18 protein-coding genes are annotated in these 15,169 nt (G+C 64.6%); 12 read left to right on the top strand and 6 right to left on the bottom strand.

Annotated features, from left to right (window positions below):
* Positions 1-142 precede the first annotated feature (142 nt).
* Together HBA99_RS20875 and HBA99_RS20870 are read left to right on the top strand one after the other, a co-directional pair.
* Positions 143-802 (top strand): TetR/AcrR family transcriptional regulator, encoded by a 660-nt coding sequence (locus tag HBA99_RS20875; protein WP_070952014.1) that lies wholly within the window; start codon positions 143-145, stop codon positions 800-802.
* Positions 803-876: 74 nt separating this feature from the next.
* Positions 877-1,746, top strand: coding sequence for a cyclopropane mycolic acid synthase family methyltransferase (locus HBA99_RS20870; RefSeq protein ID WP_070923043.1), 870 nt, complete (start codon positions 877-879; stop codon positions 1,744-1,746).
* A gap of 25 nt (positions 1,747-1,771) precedes the next feature.
* Here HBA99_RS20870 and HBA99_RS20865 read toward each other — a convergent pair whose 3' ends face one another.
* Together HBA99_RS20865 and HBA99_RS20860 are read right to left on the bottom strand one after the other, a co-directional pair.
* Positions 1,772-2,611, bottom strand: coding sequence for a polyphosphate kinase 2 family protein (locus HBA99_RS20865; RefSeq protein ID WP_030096394.1), 840 nt, complete (start codon positions 2,609-2,611; stop codon positions 1,772-1,774).
* Positions 2,612-2,635: 24 nt separating this feature from the next.
* The gene (locus tag HBA99_RS20860) at positions 2,636-3,355 is read right to left on the bottom strand and encodes a TetR/AcrR family transcriptional regulator (RefSeq protein ID WP_030096395.1); all 720 of its coding nucleotides are present in this window, start codon (positions 3,353-3,355) and stop codon (positions 2,636-2,638) included.
* Positions 3,356-3,431: 76 nt separating this feature from the next.
* Between HBA99_RS20860 and HBA99_RS20855 the strand changes: the two genes are divergently transcribed.
* The 6 genes from HBA99_RS20855 to HBA99_RS20830 all read left to right on the top strand — a co-directional run bounded on the left by HBA99_RS20855 (position 3,432) and on the right by HBA99_RS20830 (position 7,486).
* On the top strand, positions 3,432-4,766 hold the full coding sequence (locus HBA99_RS20855; RefSeq protein WP_070923042.1) for a DUF445 domain-containing protein: 1,335 nt from the start codon (positions 3,432-3,434) through the stop codon (positions 4,764-4,766).
* Between the two features lie 99 nt (positions 4,767-4,865).
* Entirely contained in the window at positions 4,866-5,282 is a 417-nt protein-coding gene (locus HBA99_RS20850) for a helix-turn-helix domain-containing protein (protein ID WP_070923041.1), read from the top strand.
* 32 nt (positions 5,283-5,314) lie between these two features.
* Positions 5,315-5,965: a hypothetical protein gene (locus tag HBA99_RS20845; protein WP_030096398.1), complete on the top strand. Its 651-nt coding sequence runs from the start codon at positions 5,315-5,317 to the stop codon at positions 5,963-5,965.
* 48 nt (positions 5,966-6,013) lie between these two features.
* Positions 6,014-6,292, top strand: a complete 279-nt coding sequence (locus HBA99_RS20840; RefSeq protein WP_030096399.1) for a DUF2516 family protein — start codon at positions 6,014-6,016, stop codon at positions 6,290-6,292.
* Positions 6,292-6,669, top strand: coding sequence for a DUF2599 domain-containing protein (locus HBA99_RS20835; RefSeq protein WP_070950604.1), 378 nt, complete (start codon positions 6,292-6,294; stop codon positions 6,667-6,669). Before HBA99_RS20840 ends, HBA99_RS20835 begins: the two co-directional genes overlap by 1 nt.
* Positions 6,670-7,024: 355 nt before the next feature.
* The gene (locus tag HBA99_RS20830; RefSeq protein WP_030096401.1) at positions 7,025-7,486 is read left to right on the top strand and encodes a transglycosylase family protein; all 462 of its coding nucleotides are present in this window, start codon (positions 7,025-7,027) and stop codon (positions 7,484-7,486) included.
* A 35-nt stretch (positions 7,487-7,521) separates the two neighbouring features.
* Here the strand turns inward: HBA99_RS20830 and HBA99_RS20825 are convergent, their stop codons facing one another.
* Positions 7,522-8,340 carry an isocitrate lyase/PEP mutase family protein gene (locus HBA99_RS20825; RefSeq protein WP_070952015.1) on the bottom strand — a complete coding sequence of 273 codons (819 nt, stop codon included), beginning with the start codon at positions 8,338-8,340 and terminating at the stop codon, positions 7,522-7,524.
* An 18-nt stretch (positions 8,341-8,358) separates the two neighbouring features.
* On the opposite strand from HBA99_RS20825, the gene deoC reads away from it, so the two are divergent.
* On the top strand, positions 8,359-9,051 hold the full coding sequence (deoC, locus tag HBA99_RS20820; RefSeq protein ID WP_070950605.1) for a deoxyribose-phosphate aldolase: 693 nt from the start codon (positions 8,359-8,361) through the stop codon (positions 9,049-9,051).
* Here the strand turns inward: deoC and HBA99_RS20815 are convergent.
* From HBA99_RS20815 to HBA99_RS20805, 3 genes are read right to left on the bottom strand one after another with little or no spacing between them, the layout of a single operon-like run.
* Entirely contained in the window at positions 9,048-10,001 is a 954-nt protein-coding gene (locus HBA99_RS20815; RefSeq protein ID WP_030096408.1) for an LmeA family phospholipid-binding protein, read from the bottom strand. The two genes, deoC and HBA99_RS20815, sit on opposite strands and share 4 nt — an antisense overlap.
* Before the next feature lie 15 nt (positions 10,002-10,016).
* On the bottom strand, positions 10,017-10,805 hold the full coding sequence (locus HBA99_RS20810; RefSeq protein ID WP_070952016.1) for a carbon-nitrogen hydrolase family protein: 789 nt from the start codon (positions 10,803-10,805) through the stop codon (positions 10,017-10,019).
* Positions 10,806-10,815: 10 nt separating this feature from the next.
* Positions 10,816-11,739 carry a class I SAM-dependent methyltransferase gene (locus tag HBA99_RS20805; RefSeq protein WP_235732344.1) on the bottom strand — a complete coding sequence of 308 codons (924 nt, stop codon included), beginning with the start codon at positions 11,737-11,739 and terminating at the stop codon, positions 10,816-10,818.
* Positions 11,740-11,779: 40 nt separating this feature from the next.
* Here HBA99_RS20805 and HBA99_RS20800 point away from each other — a divergent pair, with 40 nt between their 5' ends.
* The 3 genes from HBA99_RS20800 to HBA99_RS20790 are packed head-to-tail and all read left to right on the top strand — an operon-like array spanning position 11,780 to position 15,169.
* Positions 11,780-12,238 (top strand): lipoprotein LpqH, encoded by a 459-nt coding sequence (locus tag HBA99_RS20800; protein ID WP_030096411.1) that lies wholly within the window; start codon positions 11,780-11,782, stop codon positions 12,236-12,238.
* A gap of 55 nt (positions 12,239-12,293) precedes the next feature.
* Positions 12,294-13,979 carry a hypothetical protein gene (locus HBA99_RS20795; RefSeq protein ID WP_070952432.1) on the top strand — a complete coding sequence of 562 codons (1,686 nt, stop codon included), beginning with the start codon at positions 12,294-12,296 and terminating at the stop codon, positions 13,977-13,979.
* A complete protein-coding gene (locus tag HBA99_RS20790; RefSeq protein WP_070952017.1) occupies positions 13,961-15,169 on the top strand; it encodes a CHAT domain-containing protein in 1,209 nt (402 codons plus the stop codon). Before HBA99_RS20795 ends, HBA99_RS20790 begins: the two co-directional genes overlap by 19 nt.

Here is a 15,169-nt window from a genome sequence, read left to right as displayed (position 1 = left end):
CGGTACGCATGGGTGACAGTGCCGTTTCGGAACGTGGGCGCGGTGTAACATTGTCGTTTCACAGATGTCGCAGCGATGACGAAACGCTCACCACCCGATGGAATGAAGGCGTTGCCGAGCGGTACATGGAAGGGTCGGCACAATGTCAGGACGACCGCGGCGCACTAGTCCTATTCGCGAGGGAAAAACCACCCGCGACGAGATTCTCGACGCCTCGGCCGAGTTGTTCACCACCGATGGGTTCGCGGCAACCACCACCCGGCGCATCGCCGAGTCGGTGGGCGTGCAGCAGGCCTCGCTGTATTACCACTTCAAGACCAAGGACGACATCCTCGATGCGCTGCTGGCGATGACGATCGACCAGCCCCTGCACTACGCGGGACTGATTGCCGACCGTCCGGAGCCGCCGGTCGTGCGTCTGTACGCGCTGGCGCTGGCCGATGCCGCCCAGCTGGCGGCGAGCCGATGGAACCTGGGTGCGCTCTATCTACTACCCGATCTGCGTACCGACCGATTCGCGGTGTTCCGGGGCAAGCGGGACCAGCTCCGCATGCACTATCAGGATCTGGCGGCGGCGGCCGGCCGCGCGGACATGATCCGTGATGGGGTGGAGCGGCTACCTTTCCGGCTCGTCGAGTCGGTAATCATGCTTCGTGCCGACGGTGATTCGATCTCTCCGGAGGCGTTGGCGGACGCGACCTTGCGCGTTCTGGGGGTCACAGAGGATGCTCAACTGGTAGAGGGGGCGGCCCGGGCGCTGTTGAGGCAGTTGGACTGGCCGGTGGCCGTTCCTAAGAGGTAGGCACAGTTGACCATGCTAGGGTGCCGTCCAGTACAGAGTAGCCAAAATGTGATGGGAATTAGGTGCTGTAGTAAATGTCCGATCTGAAGCCGTACTACGAGGAATCTCAGTCCATATACGACATTTCGGACGAATTTTATGGCCTTTTCCTTGACGAAGAAACCATGGGCTATACCTGTGCGTACTTCGAGCGCGACGACCTGACTCTCGCCGAGGCGCAGCTGGCCAAGTTCGACCTGGCGCTGGGCAAGCTCAACCTTGAGCCTGGGATGACGCTGCTGGACATCGGCTGTGGCTGGGGTGCCTGCCTGGAGCGCGCCATGCGTAAGTTTGACGTCAACGTCGTCGGTATCACGCTGAGCAAGAACCAGAGCGAGTACAGCCGCACGCGTCTGGCGAAGGTCGCCGCGGAAACCGGCCGCACCGCGGAAATTCGCATGCAGGGTTGGGAAGAATTCAACGATAAAGTCGATCGAATTGTGACGATCGGTGCATTCGAGGCATTCAAGCAAGAGCGTTACCCGATCTTCTTCGAACGCGCATATGACATTCTTCCCAGTGATGGTCGAATGCTTCTGCATACGATTCTGGCCCACACCCAGAAATTCTTCCGGGAAAATGGAATTCCGCTCACCATTAGTGACCTGAAATTCATGAAATTCATCGGCGAGGAGATCTTCCCTGGCGGGCAGTTGCCGGCCGTTGAGGATATCGAGAAGCTAGCTGCTGGCTCCGGGTTCAACTTGGAGCGCGTGCATTTGCTGCAGCCGCACTATGCCAAGACCTTGGATATCTGGGCGCAGAATCTTGAACAGCGCCGCGAGGAAGCCATCAGGATTCAGTCTCAAGAGGTTTACGACCGCTTCATGCGGTACCTGACCGGTTGCGCGGACTTCTTCCGTCGCGGTATCACCAACGTCGGTCAGTTCACCCTCGTCAAATAGCGAGACTTAACAGGTCAACGCCGTCTCACGCTTGCGCGAGGCGGCGTTTCTGTTCCTCAATGTCGAAATCAGCGGGCGGCCACGAGAGATTTAGGCTATCGAGTGTTTCGTCGAGAAGTGCGGTCACCGCGAGCCTGCTGAACCACTTGCGGTCGCAGGGAATGACGTGCCAGGGCGCGTACTCGGTGCTGGTCTGCTCCAGCACCGCTTGATAGGCCTCCTGGTAGGCGGGCCAGAACGCGCGCTCGTCGATGTCGTTGGGATTGAACTTCCAGTACTTGTCTGGCCGGTCCAGGCGCTCGGCTAGGCGTTTCTTCTGTTCGTCGAGCGATACCACCAGTGCCACCTTGAGGATCGTCGTGCCGGCCTCCGTCAGCTCTTTCTCGAAGGCGTTGATCTCGTCGTAGCGGGCGCCCCAGACCGTTGGAGGCACCAGGTCGTGGACCCGCACCACTAAGACGTCCTCATAGTGCGAACGGTCGAAGACCCCAAGCTGCCCACCCGCGGGCAGCGCGTTGCGAATCCGCCACAGGTAGTGGTGCTTACGCTCTTCCTCGGTGGGCACCCCGAAGCTCGCATGTTCAATTCCCTGCGGATCAACTTGCCCGACAACATGTTTGACGATGCCTCCCTTGCCGGAGGTGTCCATGCCCTGCAGGACCAGCAGCACCGAGCGATGGTCTCCGCTGCGCCCGTTGGCGTACAGCATCTCTTGCAGCAGCCCCAGGCGTTCGGACAGCTCCGCCTGCAGGGCCTCGCCGTCCTCTCGCGCCCCATCGAACCCCGGTGTCGAACGGGTATCGACATCGGCGAAATTCAGGCCGGGCCGGTAGCGCAGAGCGGACGTGTCGATCTTGAGGGTCATGCCCTGTGACCCTAGCGAGGTCGGTTACGCCGGGTGGGTTTGACGCGTTTGTAGCGCGGGAGGAACCGGTGACGGATGGGGCATGCCGACAAACGTCTCGCGAGATCCCCCCACACCCACGATGCCCAGCACCGCGTTCCAGGAGATCATCGTCAGGTAGTCGATGAGCTCATCGGAGCTCATCCGCGGGTGCGACATCCAGGAGTGAGTGGCCAATTGGACACCGCCCACGATCATGTACGCCCATGGCTCCACGCCGTGGGTGTCCATCGACGCTTCAGACATCTGGCGACGCAGTGACAGGGCGAGCATGCGCGCGATGATGCGTTCGGAGTCGGCGATGGCCTTGCTGCGGCTGGTGGAGCTGTTGGCCATGACGAACGGATAGATCTCCGGCTCGGCGGCCACGGTCTCGACATACACCTTGATCACGGTCCGGGTCAGGTCGTAGCCGTCGAGGCGGGCAGTCAGGGCCGTAGCCATCTTGGGGATGAGCGTGGTCTGCGCGAACCGGGTCATCACTGCGGTTGTCAGGTCGTTCTTGTCAACGAAGTACCGGTAGAGCACCGTCTTGGAGACGCCGATGTCGGAGGCGATCTCGTCCATGCTGATATCGCGCCCCCGGTGCCTGATGGCATCGAGAGTGCCATCCACGAGCTCGGTACGTCGTTCGACCTTGTGCTTATGCCAGCGGCGCTTGCGACCATCAGTCTTGATAGCCGCAGGCTGCGTTTTACTTGCCACGGTTATCGCCACATTCCCATAGTTATCTGTAACCGATACTACTTGACGGCCCCCTCGGGGATGCGTAACGCGCTCGATACCGGATGATGGAGGCGTGGCAGGCAAGCACAGCGATCAGCCGCGCACGCGGAAAGCACCTGGCGGTGTCTTCGCGATGGGCAATTCGGCCGTCGACGAGCAGCGCCGGAAACAGCTTCGCCGGATGAAAGCCGTGGCCACGGGATTCCTGGTCGGGGCCACCGTGCTGTTTCTGGCGTGCCGTTGGTGGCAGTCGGTGGGCGCACCGGGGTGGGTGGGTTATGTCGGAGCAGCCGCAGAGGCGGGTATGGTCGGCGCGCTTGCCGACTGGTTTGCTGTAACCGCATTGTTCCGGCACCCGCTCGGGCTAAAAATCCCGCACACCGCGATCATCAAACGCAAGAAGGATCAGCTGGGCGAGGGGCTCGGGAACTTCGTCCGGGAAAACTTCATGTCGCCAGCGGTCATCACCGCGAAGGTGCGCGATGCACAGATCGCGGGCCGGCTGGGTAAATGGATGAGCGACCGGTCGCATGCCGAGCGCGTCGCAGCCGAAGCCTCCACGGTGCTTCGAGTCGGCGCGCAGATGCTGCGCGACGAGGATGTGCAGCAGACCATCGACAGCGTGATCGTGCGCCGGATCGCCGAACCCAAATGGGGGCCGCCGGTGGGGCGCGTGCTCTCGACGGTGCTCAAGGAGGACCGCCACGCACCGGTCATCCAGCTGCTGTGTGATCGGGCCTTCGAATGGGCACTGGGCGCCAGCGACACCATTGATCGAGTAGTGGTGCGTGACTCGCCCAGCTGGACCCCCAAATTCGTCGACCACTTCGTGGGTGACCGCATTTACCGCGAGCTGGTCGACTTCACGGATAAGGTGCGTCGCAATCCCGACCACGACCTGCGCCAGTCCGTGAACAGGCTGTTGTACGACTTCGCCGATGACCTGCAGCACGACGACCTGACCATCGCCAAGGCCGAAGCGATCAAGGCCCGTTTGATGGCCCGCGCGGAAGTCCAGAACGCGGCCGCCACCGCCTGGTCCGCCGCCAAGAAGATGATCACCGAGTCGGTGGATGATCCGTCGAGTGAGCTACGTACCCGGATCGCTGACACCGTGGTGCGGATCGGGGAGACGCTGCGGGACGACGAATCCGTGCGCGACAAGGTGGACGGTTGGGTCGAGCGTGCGGCCCGGCATCTGGTGGATCAGTACGGCGCGGAGATAACGGCCGTCATCACCGAAACGATCGAGCGATGGGACGCCGAGGAGGCCAGTCGCCGGATCGAATTGCATGTCGGCCGTGACCTGCAGTTCATTCGTATCAACGGCACAGTGGTGGGTTCGCTGGCAGGTTTGGTGATCTACACCGTCGCACAGGTGCTCTTCTAAAAAGGCCCTGACCCGGCTATTCCCGACTGGGAGTGACTTGGCCCACATTGCTAACAGAAGTGCTTGCAATAGCTAGCACTGCAGCTTACCGTGGTTCTTATGTCGCAGGAATCAGACCTCGCCGCCGCTGTGAGCAACGCCGCTTCCGATATCGGAGGCTTCATCCGCGCACAGCGTGAGGCCGCACAGGTCTCCGTGCGTCAGCTGGCCGAGAAGGCCGGCGTGAGCAACCCGTACCTCAGTCAGATCGAACGCGGACTGCGCCGTCCGTCGGCCGAGGTGCTCAATCAAATCGCAAAGGCGCTAAGGGTTTCGGCGGAGGTGTTATACGTGCGTGCAGGCATTTTGGATCGTAGTGATGCCAGCCCGGTACGGGACGCCATCATTGCCGATACCTTCATCACCGAGCGGCAGAAGCAGGTGTTGTTGGACGTCTACAGCTCATTCGTTCAGCAAAACGCCGAAGCAAATTCGGATCTGGCTCAATCCGACCCCGAGTCCCCTGGCGACAACTGAATAACTTTCCCCATCCCCGAAAGGAATCTGGCATGACCAAGAAGAACACCTCGTTCGAAGACCTGAAAACCCCATTCTACGTAGCCGTCGGCGCCGGTGACCTTGCCCTGGCGGCCGTCGCTGATGTGGTTGTCAAGCTGCGCGAGCGTGCCGAGGAAGCCGCCTCTGAGGCCGGCGCCCGCGTGGACGAGACCCGCGACCGGCTGCGCGAGCTGTCGGCCGAGCTGCCCACCGACGTCAACGAACTGCGCGACCGGTTCACCCCCGAAGAGCTGCGCAAGGTCGCCGAGGCCTACCTGCAGGTGGCGACTGATATCTACAACAACCTCGCCGAGCGTGGCGAAGAGGCCATCGAGCGTCTCCGCAGCACCCCCGGCATCGAGGAGAACGTGACTCGCGCTGAGGGTCTGGTCGGCAACTACGCCGAGCTGACCGAGCAGGCACTGGGCACCGTGGCCAGCCAGACCCGCGCCGTCGGCGAGCGTGCCGCCAAGCTGGTCGGCATCGACCTGTCGAGCAAGGCCGCCCCGGCCACCAAGGCCGCGCCCGCCAAGAAGGCTCCGGCCAAGAAGGCTGCGCCCGCCAAGAAGGCCGCCCCCGCCAAGGCTGCTGCCAAGAAGGCTGCGCCCGCCAAGAAGGCTCCGGCCAAGAAAGCGGCGACCCGCACCATCACCCAGAAGTAGGCACTTCCAGCTCCGACAGCCACCCGATCAGCCACGTAGGCTGATCGGGTGGCTTTCACATTTCATGTCTTCGCGCTGATTTCCCTCGTCGCTCTTATCGCGGCGATCGTCGCGCTGGTTCATGCCGCGATTCAGCCCGCGGACGCGTTCGTGGCCGCAGAAAAGCAGACCAAAACCACCTGGATAGTCATTCTTGCCGGAGCGGCCGTGCTCACCCTGATTCCGGGGTTGGAGCTGTTGACCGCTGGGATCGCCGCGGTGGCCGCCGGGGTGTACTTCGTGGATGTTCGGCCCCGTGTGCTTGAGGTGCAGGGCAAGTCACGCTAATGCGTGCGGTCGCGGCGCTGGTCGCGACGGCCGTGCTGCTGGCCGCGAATGTGGTACCCGTGGCTGCTGCCGGGCCCGTGCTTATTGACCACGTGTCCTGGGGTGCAACATCTTTGGGGCGCACACTGCGTGTCTATCCAACGCCGCTGGGGCGCACCTACGAGGCGCCCGATGGTGCCGATATCGCCTGGGCCGAGGTCCTCGCACTGGCCCCCGACGCGCAATCGCCCGGTATGCGAATGCAATTCGACTGCCATTGGTACGGGCGGGTGTTCATTCCGAACAAGCCGAGCTGGAACCTGGAGCCCTGGCGGCCGCAGGTGGACGAGGCATTGATGACGGTGTCTCAGTGCAACCCCGGCGGACCTGAGGTCTAGGTCCCTCTGCGGCGGCTCCCGGCACCGCGATTCGCCGCTGCGGCGGGGGCTTCATGGCGCGCCGCGTAAAGGTAAGCAAATTGCAGTGTGACGTGAATCAATGGCGCCCGCGAATTACATATGTGTAATTCACCCGAGACCGGTGGTTTATCTCGGTGTTATTGGTGGAAGTAAGAATTCACTAAAGCCTCAGACAGCCCAATGGCAACTTTTCTTACCATTCTCCGCTTGCGTAACGCACACCTCGTGAGTAACGATTACACCAGTGATCACAATCTGATCACGACCGGAGTGGCAGGTGGTACATCACGCATCACGTGATCTCTCCGGGCACAGAGGATCGGGGTGCAGTGACATGAAGGTCGTCATGGACCGGGCACGATGGGTACGCGATAGGCGTGCGGTGTGTCTGATCATGAATGTGCTGTTTGCGATGTCGCTATCTATGACCGCGAGTGTCGCGTCGGCCGACTCTGTGAATTGGGACGCGATTGCCGAATGTGAATCCGGTGGAAACTGGTCGGCAAATACCGGCAATGGTTTCTATGGTGGCCTGCAATTCAAGCCGTCCACGTGGGCATCTCATGGCGGTGTGGGTAATCCCGCCGATGCTTCCCGTGAACAGCAGATTGCCGTGGCTGAGAGTGTTTTGCAGTCGCAAGGTCTCGGCGCGTGGCCGGAATGTGGCGGTGGCGGCAGCGGCCCGATGACCGGTGGGCGCGCGGGATGCCAATTGGTCCCCGGCGGCAGCATCTTCGGGATCGTCAACTTCCGGCAGATGTGCAGCGGTGTCGTAGGACTGATTCCCGCGGGCTAGTCGCTTATCTGGCCGAGCACGTGCACCCGCAAGGTTTACGGAAACAGGGCGTTGGCTTGCGCATAGGGGATGGCTCGGCTCGCGAATCCGAAGGTGCCATGCTGGGCGATTTCCCGCGCTCCGTCGACAAACGCCCCGAGTGCCGCACGTGCCATCGCGGACCCGAGACTGATCCGGCGCACGCCCCACTGGGCGATCTCGTCAACCGAATGGTTGAGCACGAATCCGGCGGCCAGCAGATTGACCGGGCGATCCACCTCCGCGCACACCGCGCGGACCGCGTCTGCGTCCGGCAGGCCCGGTGCGTACACCACGTCGGCACCGGCATCGGCGTACGCCTGCAGTCGTGTGATGGTGTCAGCTAGGTCCGCCCGGCCATACAGAAAGTTCTCGGCACGGGCCGTGAGCGTGAACGGAAAGGGCAGATCGCGCACCGTGTGCGCTGCCGCGGTGATGCGGTCCACCGCCTCGGACAGCGGGAAAATCGGGGCGTCCGGAATCCCGGTGGCATCCTCGATAGACCCGCCGACCAACCCCGAGGCCGCCGCTTCGCGGATCGTCATAGCGATGTCCCCGATGGTGGGGCCGCCGTTCTCCAGGTCTGCCGAAACCGGCAGATGCGTGGCCGCCGCGATGTGGGACGCGTTGGCCAGCGTCTCGGCCTGGCTGACCAGGTTGGCGCCGTCCTGCCGTCCGAGGGAGAAGGCCAACCCGGCACTGGTGGTGGCCAGCGCGGGGAAGCCGTAACCGGTGAGGATCCGGGCCGACCCGGCATCCCACGGGTTGGGGACCACGAATGTCCCGGACTGGTGAAGGGCAGCGAACACGACCGCACGCTCATGCTGGGAGGTCACGTATGGGACGCTACGCCCATGACGGATTCGGTAGGCACACCGGCGGTTTGGCCCACGCGCGGGGAGGTCGCCGCACGCATCGACCACACCCTGCTCAAACCCGAAGCGACACCCGAGGACGTGCAAGCCCTCATCGGCGAGGCCACCGATCTCGGAGTGCTCGCCGTATGCGTTTCGCCTTCGATGCTGCCGGTGGAGGCTCCCGGACTGATTGTTGCGGCGGTCGCGGGATTTCCGTCGGGAAAACATCTTTCGTCTGTCAAGGCACATGAGGCGGCCCTTGCCGTGGCCGCGGGTGCAACGGAGATCGACATGGTGATCGACGTCGGTGCCGCGGTGGCAGGCGATTTCGCCGCGGTACAGGCCGATATTGAGGCAGTCCGGCGTGCGATCCCGTCGGCGACTCTCAAGGTCATCATCGAATCCGCGGCGCTGCTGGAACATGGCGGTGCCGAGGCCGTCCGCCAGGCAAGCCGGGTGAGTGAGGCTGCCGGCGCCGATTTCGTGAAGACCTCCACCGGATTTCACCCGGCGGGCGGAGCCTCGGTGGAGGCCGTGCGGATCATGGCCGAGACGGTCGGCGGCCGGCTCGAGGTCAAGGCGAGTGGCGGTATCCGCACGGCGCAGGATGCCGCGGCCATGCTCCAGGCCGGTGCGACCCGGCTCGGTCTATCGAGTAGCCGCGCCGTCTTAGACGGCTTTCTGCACTAGAACGACAGGTTCTGCAGGCAGGGGTTCTCGACCGGCTTCATCGGCTGATTGGTGCTCGACAGTTTCACCGTGATGCCGTCGTTGGTGACCTTGACCTCTTGGGCCTTGAGCCCCATCGGGTATTGGCCGCCGACGAGTCCCTTCGAGAAGGTGTCGAGCGCCGGCTGGATGATCTCGCGCGGTAGCCCGATAAACGCCGAGACGTTCTCGGACTGCAGCGTCACCATGCCGTCCTTGATGACCGGCTTGGTGGTGATCTGGGCCAGCCCTCCGGCAGCGCTCAGCGTCACCTCACCGGTGGATTCGTTGGTGGTCGCATCGCCCACCAACGAGCCGAGCATTCCCGGTACGAGGTCACGGGCGCTCTCGGTGATGCCGGCGGTCGGCCAGGACACTTCCACGTCGAGGCGACCGATCGTGCCGAGCGAGTCCGCCGTCTTCTTCAGCGAGATGTCACGCACCGTGATGGCGACGGACATCTTCTTGGCCTGTGCGATCTGGTTGCCCGCGGTCTTGATCGTGAGTTTGTCGATGTGATTGCCGAGGTATTGCACAACGAGCGGCATTGGGCCGAACGACGCGGTCGCGCCGTCCTGCACCAGGCACGAGGTGGCGGCGTTCACCTCACTGCTGGTCCGCTGGCGTGCGTAGAGCTCGATACCGAGTACAGCGGCCACGAACACGGCGACGACGATGACCGCGATGAGTACCAGCGACCTGTAGTCGCGACCCTTCTCGGGTTCGGCGGGCTGCGGCGGTGCCTCTGCGGGCGGGGGTTCGACCGGCGGCGGTGCCACCGGGCTCTGCTGGGTGGGCAGCTGCTCCGGCGGCGGGGTCGGTGCGTGCTCCTGCTGCGCGGGCGGAACCTGCTGGGACGGCGGTTGCCACGGCGAAGGCTCGGGAGGTGTCGATCCAGGTGGTCCGAGCGGCGGCTGAGGCGGTGTCGTCACCCGCGCGATTGTGCCCTATTCGACTGAGGACGGGTTAAGGACGGGCAAGATCTTGCGGGTCTCGGCAACCGCGTCCAGGTTCAAATCCGCGACGATGAGCTCCGGTTCCGGACCCGCCTGTGCGATGAGTTCGCCGGTGGGTGAGGCCAGCAGACTGCCGCCGATCCCTGTCGGTGATCCGCTGGCAGGTGCCTCCAGAGCGGGCAGCGCTTGGTCGGATGCGGCGATGAAGCATGTCGAATCGGCCGCCCGCGCCCGTGCCAGCAGCGTCCATTGATCCCATTTTCCGGTCCCGGCAGCCCAGGACGCGCTGACCGTGATCACTTGCGCGCCGCGTCGTGCCAGGTCGGTGTAGAGGGCGGGGAAGCGGATGTCGTAGCACGTGGTCAGTCCGACGGTGACACCGTCGACCGTGATGAGCACCGGGTTGTCCCCGGGCGCGACGGTCGCCGACTCACGGAAGCCGAACGCGTCGTAGAGATGGATCTTGTCGTAGTGGGTGTCCACGCCGGGGCCGGTGGCCAGCAGCGTGTTGTGGACGCGTCCGTCCAAGGCGGGGGTGAACATCCCGACGACGACGGTCAGTCCCGCCTCCTGCGCGATCGTGCGGACTCCGTCTGCCCAGGGGCCGTTCACCGGCTGCGCGACGGGGCGCAGGGGTACACCGAATCGGCACATGGTGGCTTCCGGGAAGACGATCAGGGCGGCGCCCTGGTCGGCGGCGTCACGCACCCTGGCCGCGACGGTGGCCAGGTTCTCGGTGGGATCGGCGCTGCTGGTGATCTGCGCCAACACTATCCGCATGCCCCCAAGCCTAGGCCAGTGGCGCGACGGCTGCCCACGGTGTCGTCAAGATGCAATCACGAACCTGTCGGCGTTGTGGCTCGACAGGAAAACCGTTGTCGCGCAGTGATTTCAACATCATTCGCCAACGGACTCGGGGGCCGAACACGCCGTGCGGTGCTGCTGACGCCCAACAGCGGTCGGCCGCGGCGAGTAGATCGTGGATGGGCTGGCCCGGAACATTTTGGTGAATAAGGGCTTTCGGTAGTCGCTCGGCCAGATCGGATGGCTTGTCGATATCGAAGGGATCGCAGGCGAGAGTGAGTGTTCGCGGTCCGGACGCGTCGAGCAGTAGCCAGGCGCAGCGGCGGCCGAGCTCGTCGCAGGTGCCCTCGATGATGAGCCCGCCGGGTGCCAGCCGCGCCGCCATCATGGTCCAGGCCTGCGCCACCTCCGATTCCGGATACTGGCGCAACACGTTGAAGGCGCGCACCAGAACCGGTGTGTGGCCTGCCAGCTCGAATCCGCCGAGACCGAAATGGACCCCGTCACGCGGGGGAACCACCCGTGCCGGATCGATCTCCAGCCCCACCACCCGGACATCCTTGCGAACCGTCCGCAGCCGTGAGGCCAGCTCCAGGGTGGTGGTGGGCATGGCGCCGTATCCCAGATCTACCACCAGGGGGTCGGCGGCACCGGCCAGCACCGCCTGCACCTCGGGGTGATGGACCAGCCAGCGGTCACTGCGGCGCAGCCGGTTGATCCCGGTGGTGCCACGGGTGATGGCCCCCTGTGGGCGGGTGGTGGGAGAAGACCCAGGGCGGGTGGTGGGGAGAGGACCCAGGTCGGGGGTGGGGAGGGTGCCACGTCTCCATGGTGCCCGGACGGCTGCTGCCTGCGGTAATCGGGATTTCTTGGGATCGGTAGCGGATGGGCCCGCCTTCACTTGAGCCATGACGGAGCCATCGGGGCGACGGACGATGAAGGGACAGATGATGAATCGAGTGATCGTGGGTGCCATGGGACTTCTCGCCGCCGGCGCGGTGGTGGTGGGCTGCTCGACCGACAAGCCGGGTGGATCGCAGGTGAGCTCGGGCAGCAACGCCGAGGTCAAGGTGGACGGCAAGGACCTGGCCGGCCTCGACCTCAAGTCGGTGACGTGCGTCAAGCAGGGCGGCAAGATCAACGTGGCCAGTGGCGCCGTCAACGGCCAGCAGGGTCTGGGTGTGGTGATGACCGACGAGGCGCCGCCCAAGGTGCAGTCGCTGGGATTGGTGTACGACGGTGCCGCGCTCGCGGTGAGCAGCGGGATGGGTGCCAGCGTCGGCTCGGCCGATGTCAAGGTCGACGGGAAGACGTACACCATCACGGGCGAAGCGTCGGGTGCCGACGTCAAGAACCCGATGGCCGGGATGATCACCAAGCCGTTCACCATCAAGGTGAGCTGCGGCTGACATCTCGACTGCGGCGGGCGTGCACAGCACGCCCGCCGCTTTTTACTATTCGGAGGTGACGATCATCGGTGACCTGGAGCGGGCCCGTCACCTGGCGCTGGCGGCCAAGGAAGAGGCCGCCAAGGAGATCTTGTTGTCACTGCTGGCCCAGGCCGAGGCGGCCGACCGCGACGATCTGGCATGCGAGGTGTTGGCCCAGCTTGCCGAGGTCTATCTGGTGCGTACCGCCTACGACGGTGTGACGGAAGGTATACGGCGGATTCGTGAGTGTCTGTCCTCCTACGCGGAAATCCGATCGGGGCGGCGCCCTGATCTGGCCGCGCGGGTCACCATGTCCGAGGCGGAGATCGACCACCTGATCTGTCGCTACACCCGGCGTGCCGCGTTCCTCGCCGCCGGATTGGCGGCGGCCAGCGGTGATCACGACGGTGCCGCGGCGAGTCTGGACACTCTGATCGATACGCCCGGGGACTTCGAGGATTTGGCCGTCGAACAGCGCGGCCTGATCTGCTACGCCAGAATTTTGATGGCCAGGGGTTTGTGCGACGACGATATGTATGCGGACTCGGTGCCGATATGGGCCGTACTCCTCGATCAGCTCGAGGAATACGCGGGTGCGGGTGACCCCGAGTCCGATCATCTGTTTGTCAACGGAGCGTTGTCGTATGGCCGGTTCTGCGTCGAGACCGGCCGGCTTGATGAGGCGCAGCCGTGGCTGCGCCGAGCCGAGGCGCGCGCCGGCGCGCGGGACTGGCAGTTGGCCGCTGCCCGTGCGCAGTTGGAGCGTGCTGCGGCGCGGTGGTCGGACGGCGATATCGCCGAAACCCAGACGCTGGTTCACCAGGCATACCCGGCGATTGCCGAGCACGTCCGGGCGCACGATGTGTCCCGTAGCTGGCTGTACTTCGGCTTGATCAGATTCCGGATGGGAGCGCTGGACGAGGCCGACGAATGCTGGGGGCATGCTGAGCGGCATTGGCGCGAGATCGAAAAGCCGCTGCACATTCACCGAATCCTGCTGCAGCGCAGCTGGATCTCCATTCTTCGCGGTGACTTCGCCGAGGCGGTCGAGAAGGTGGCGCAGGCCCGCGAACTGCTGGACTCGTACCCGCGGCACAGCTGGCTGCAATACGCCCGTCTCGACGATCAGCTGGGCAACATCTGGCGTGCCGACGCGCTGGCCGATCTTGGTCTCGACCCCGCTACCGGAGCGGTATCCGGGACCGCGGACAGCCCCGGACATCGGAGCGCGATGTCGAAGCTTCAACAGGCCGCAGACCTGAAGGTGCCTGCGGCGCTTGCTGTCGACGCGGTGCGCTACGCCATCCCCGATGCGGGTGCGCGGATGCGCTGGGCCAGGTGTGTGTCGGCGCCGCTACTGGCGGGCGCCTTCGCGGTGGCGAAGGAATGGGGCAATACCGTTCTGCTCACCGAGTTAATTGAATATCATAGTGCCCGAGGGGCTTTCACTGCTGAGCTGAGCGAGAAGCAGGCAGGTTCGGCGCCCGGTGCCTGGGCCGCGACGGCCACTGCGGCGGTTCCCGTCGAGGGGGATCTGGCGCTGGTGGCCGCGGCTCCGCCGGTGCAGGCGGATGGTGGGCTCACCCGCCTCGGGCCGCTGCCACCGATGCGGATGGATCCCGCCGGTGATCAGATTATGAGCGGCTATCGGGAACTGGCCTGGCAGCGGTATGGCCGCGAGGTCACCGCCGCCGATGACGAATGGTCGACCTGGCCGTGACCGACACCTTGGTTCTGCGATTCGCCGATCTCGGCATCGCCACCTATGCGAGCCTGCGCGTGGTGGGAGATCCGTCCCGGACGGTCACCTGGGTCACCGAGCAGCAAGCCCTGGAAATTGCCTGCGGCGCTCTATTTTCCGCGCTACCGGATCCGTCCGAGTCCGAGACTGCGCTCCTGGCCATCGAACGGGCGCTGACCGTGGGAGCCTTTGCGCAGCCCGATGCCGAACTCGACCTGGCCCGGGCGTTGGGTTCCCAGCTGGTGGCCGCCGACGGCTGGAAGCTGTTGTCCGAGTCCGTGTCATCTCCGCGTGCGGTGCTGTTTGTGACACCCAGTCCACGGTTGTCCCGGGTGCCCTGGGGGCAGTTGGCCATGCCGGGCACAGATGGTTTCCGGCTGATGGAGCTGGTCGACGTGCTGATGGCGGTGCCGCCCAATATCGTGCATGCGCCACGGCAGCCGGCGCGGTGGTGCGATCGCCACAACGGTCCTGCGGTACTGCTGCTTGACCCGCGAGTTCCCGGGCAGCGCCCGGATTCAACGTTGGGTTCGGTGCTGGGCCGTCCGTCTCCGGAGGCGCCTCTGACCCGCCATTTCGGCGAGCTGATGGACGCTTGCCAGGTGCTGCCTGCGGTCGACGCACCTGTGGAACTGTTCCGCCGGAACGATATCGACCGCCACCGGCTTGCGGAGATGTGTGCGCAGCGCCCGGCCAGAATGCTGTACGTCGGCCACGCCAGCGCGGCGGAGGGCACCGTCGGCCACGCCGAGCGGGCGGCCCTGCATCTGGCCGAGGAGCACCCGCTGACCGCCGCCGACATGATGGCCGCGCGGCTCTCGATCCCGCCGCGAGTGGCGCTGTTGGCCTGTTCGTCTGGCGGCGATTACCGCTTTGATGAGGCGACGGGGCTTGCCGCCGCGATGATCCTGGGTGGGGCGGAGTTGGTGACCGCGACCTTGTGGTCGCTTCCGACAGCAGCTGCCTACAGCCAGTTCTCCACGCACACAACAGATCCTATGGCCGAAACGGTCGCAGAGGTGGACCGTGCGCATTGCGAAGAGGATGCCGGCCGCGCGGTGAATCGTTGGCAGCGAGTTCAGCTGCGGCGCTGGCGCGACGGCGACCGTGCGGCGAGCCCGCTGCATTGGGCGGCTGTGGTCAGTTTCGCCGTTGACGGTGCCCGTTGA

Source organism: Mycobacteroides chelonae (genome assembly GCF_016767715.1).
Lineage (GTDB): Bacteria > Actinomycetota > Actinomycetes > Mycobacteriales > Mycobacteriaceae > Mycobacterium > Mycobacterium gwanakae.
Note: the sequence above shows the minus strand (reverse complement) of the source record. Positions and strands in the feature narration are given on the sequence as shown.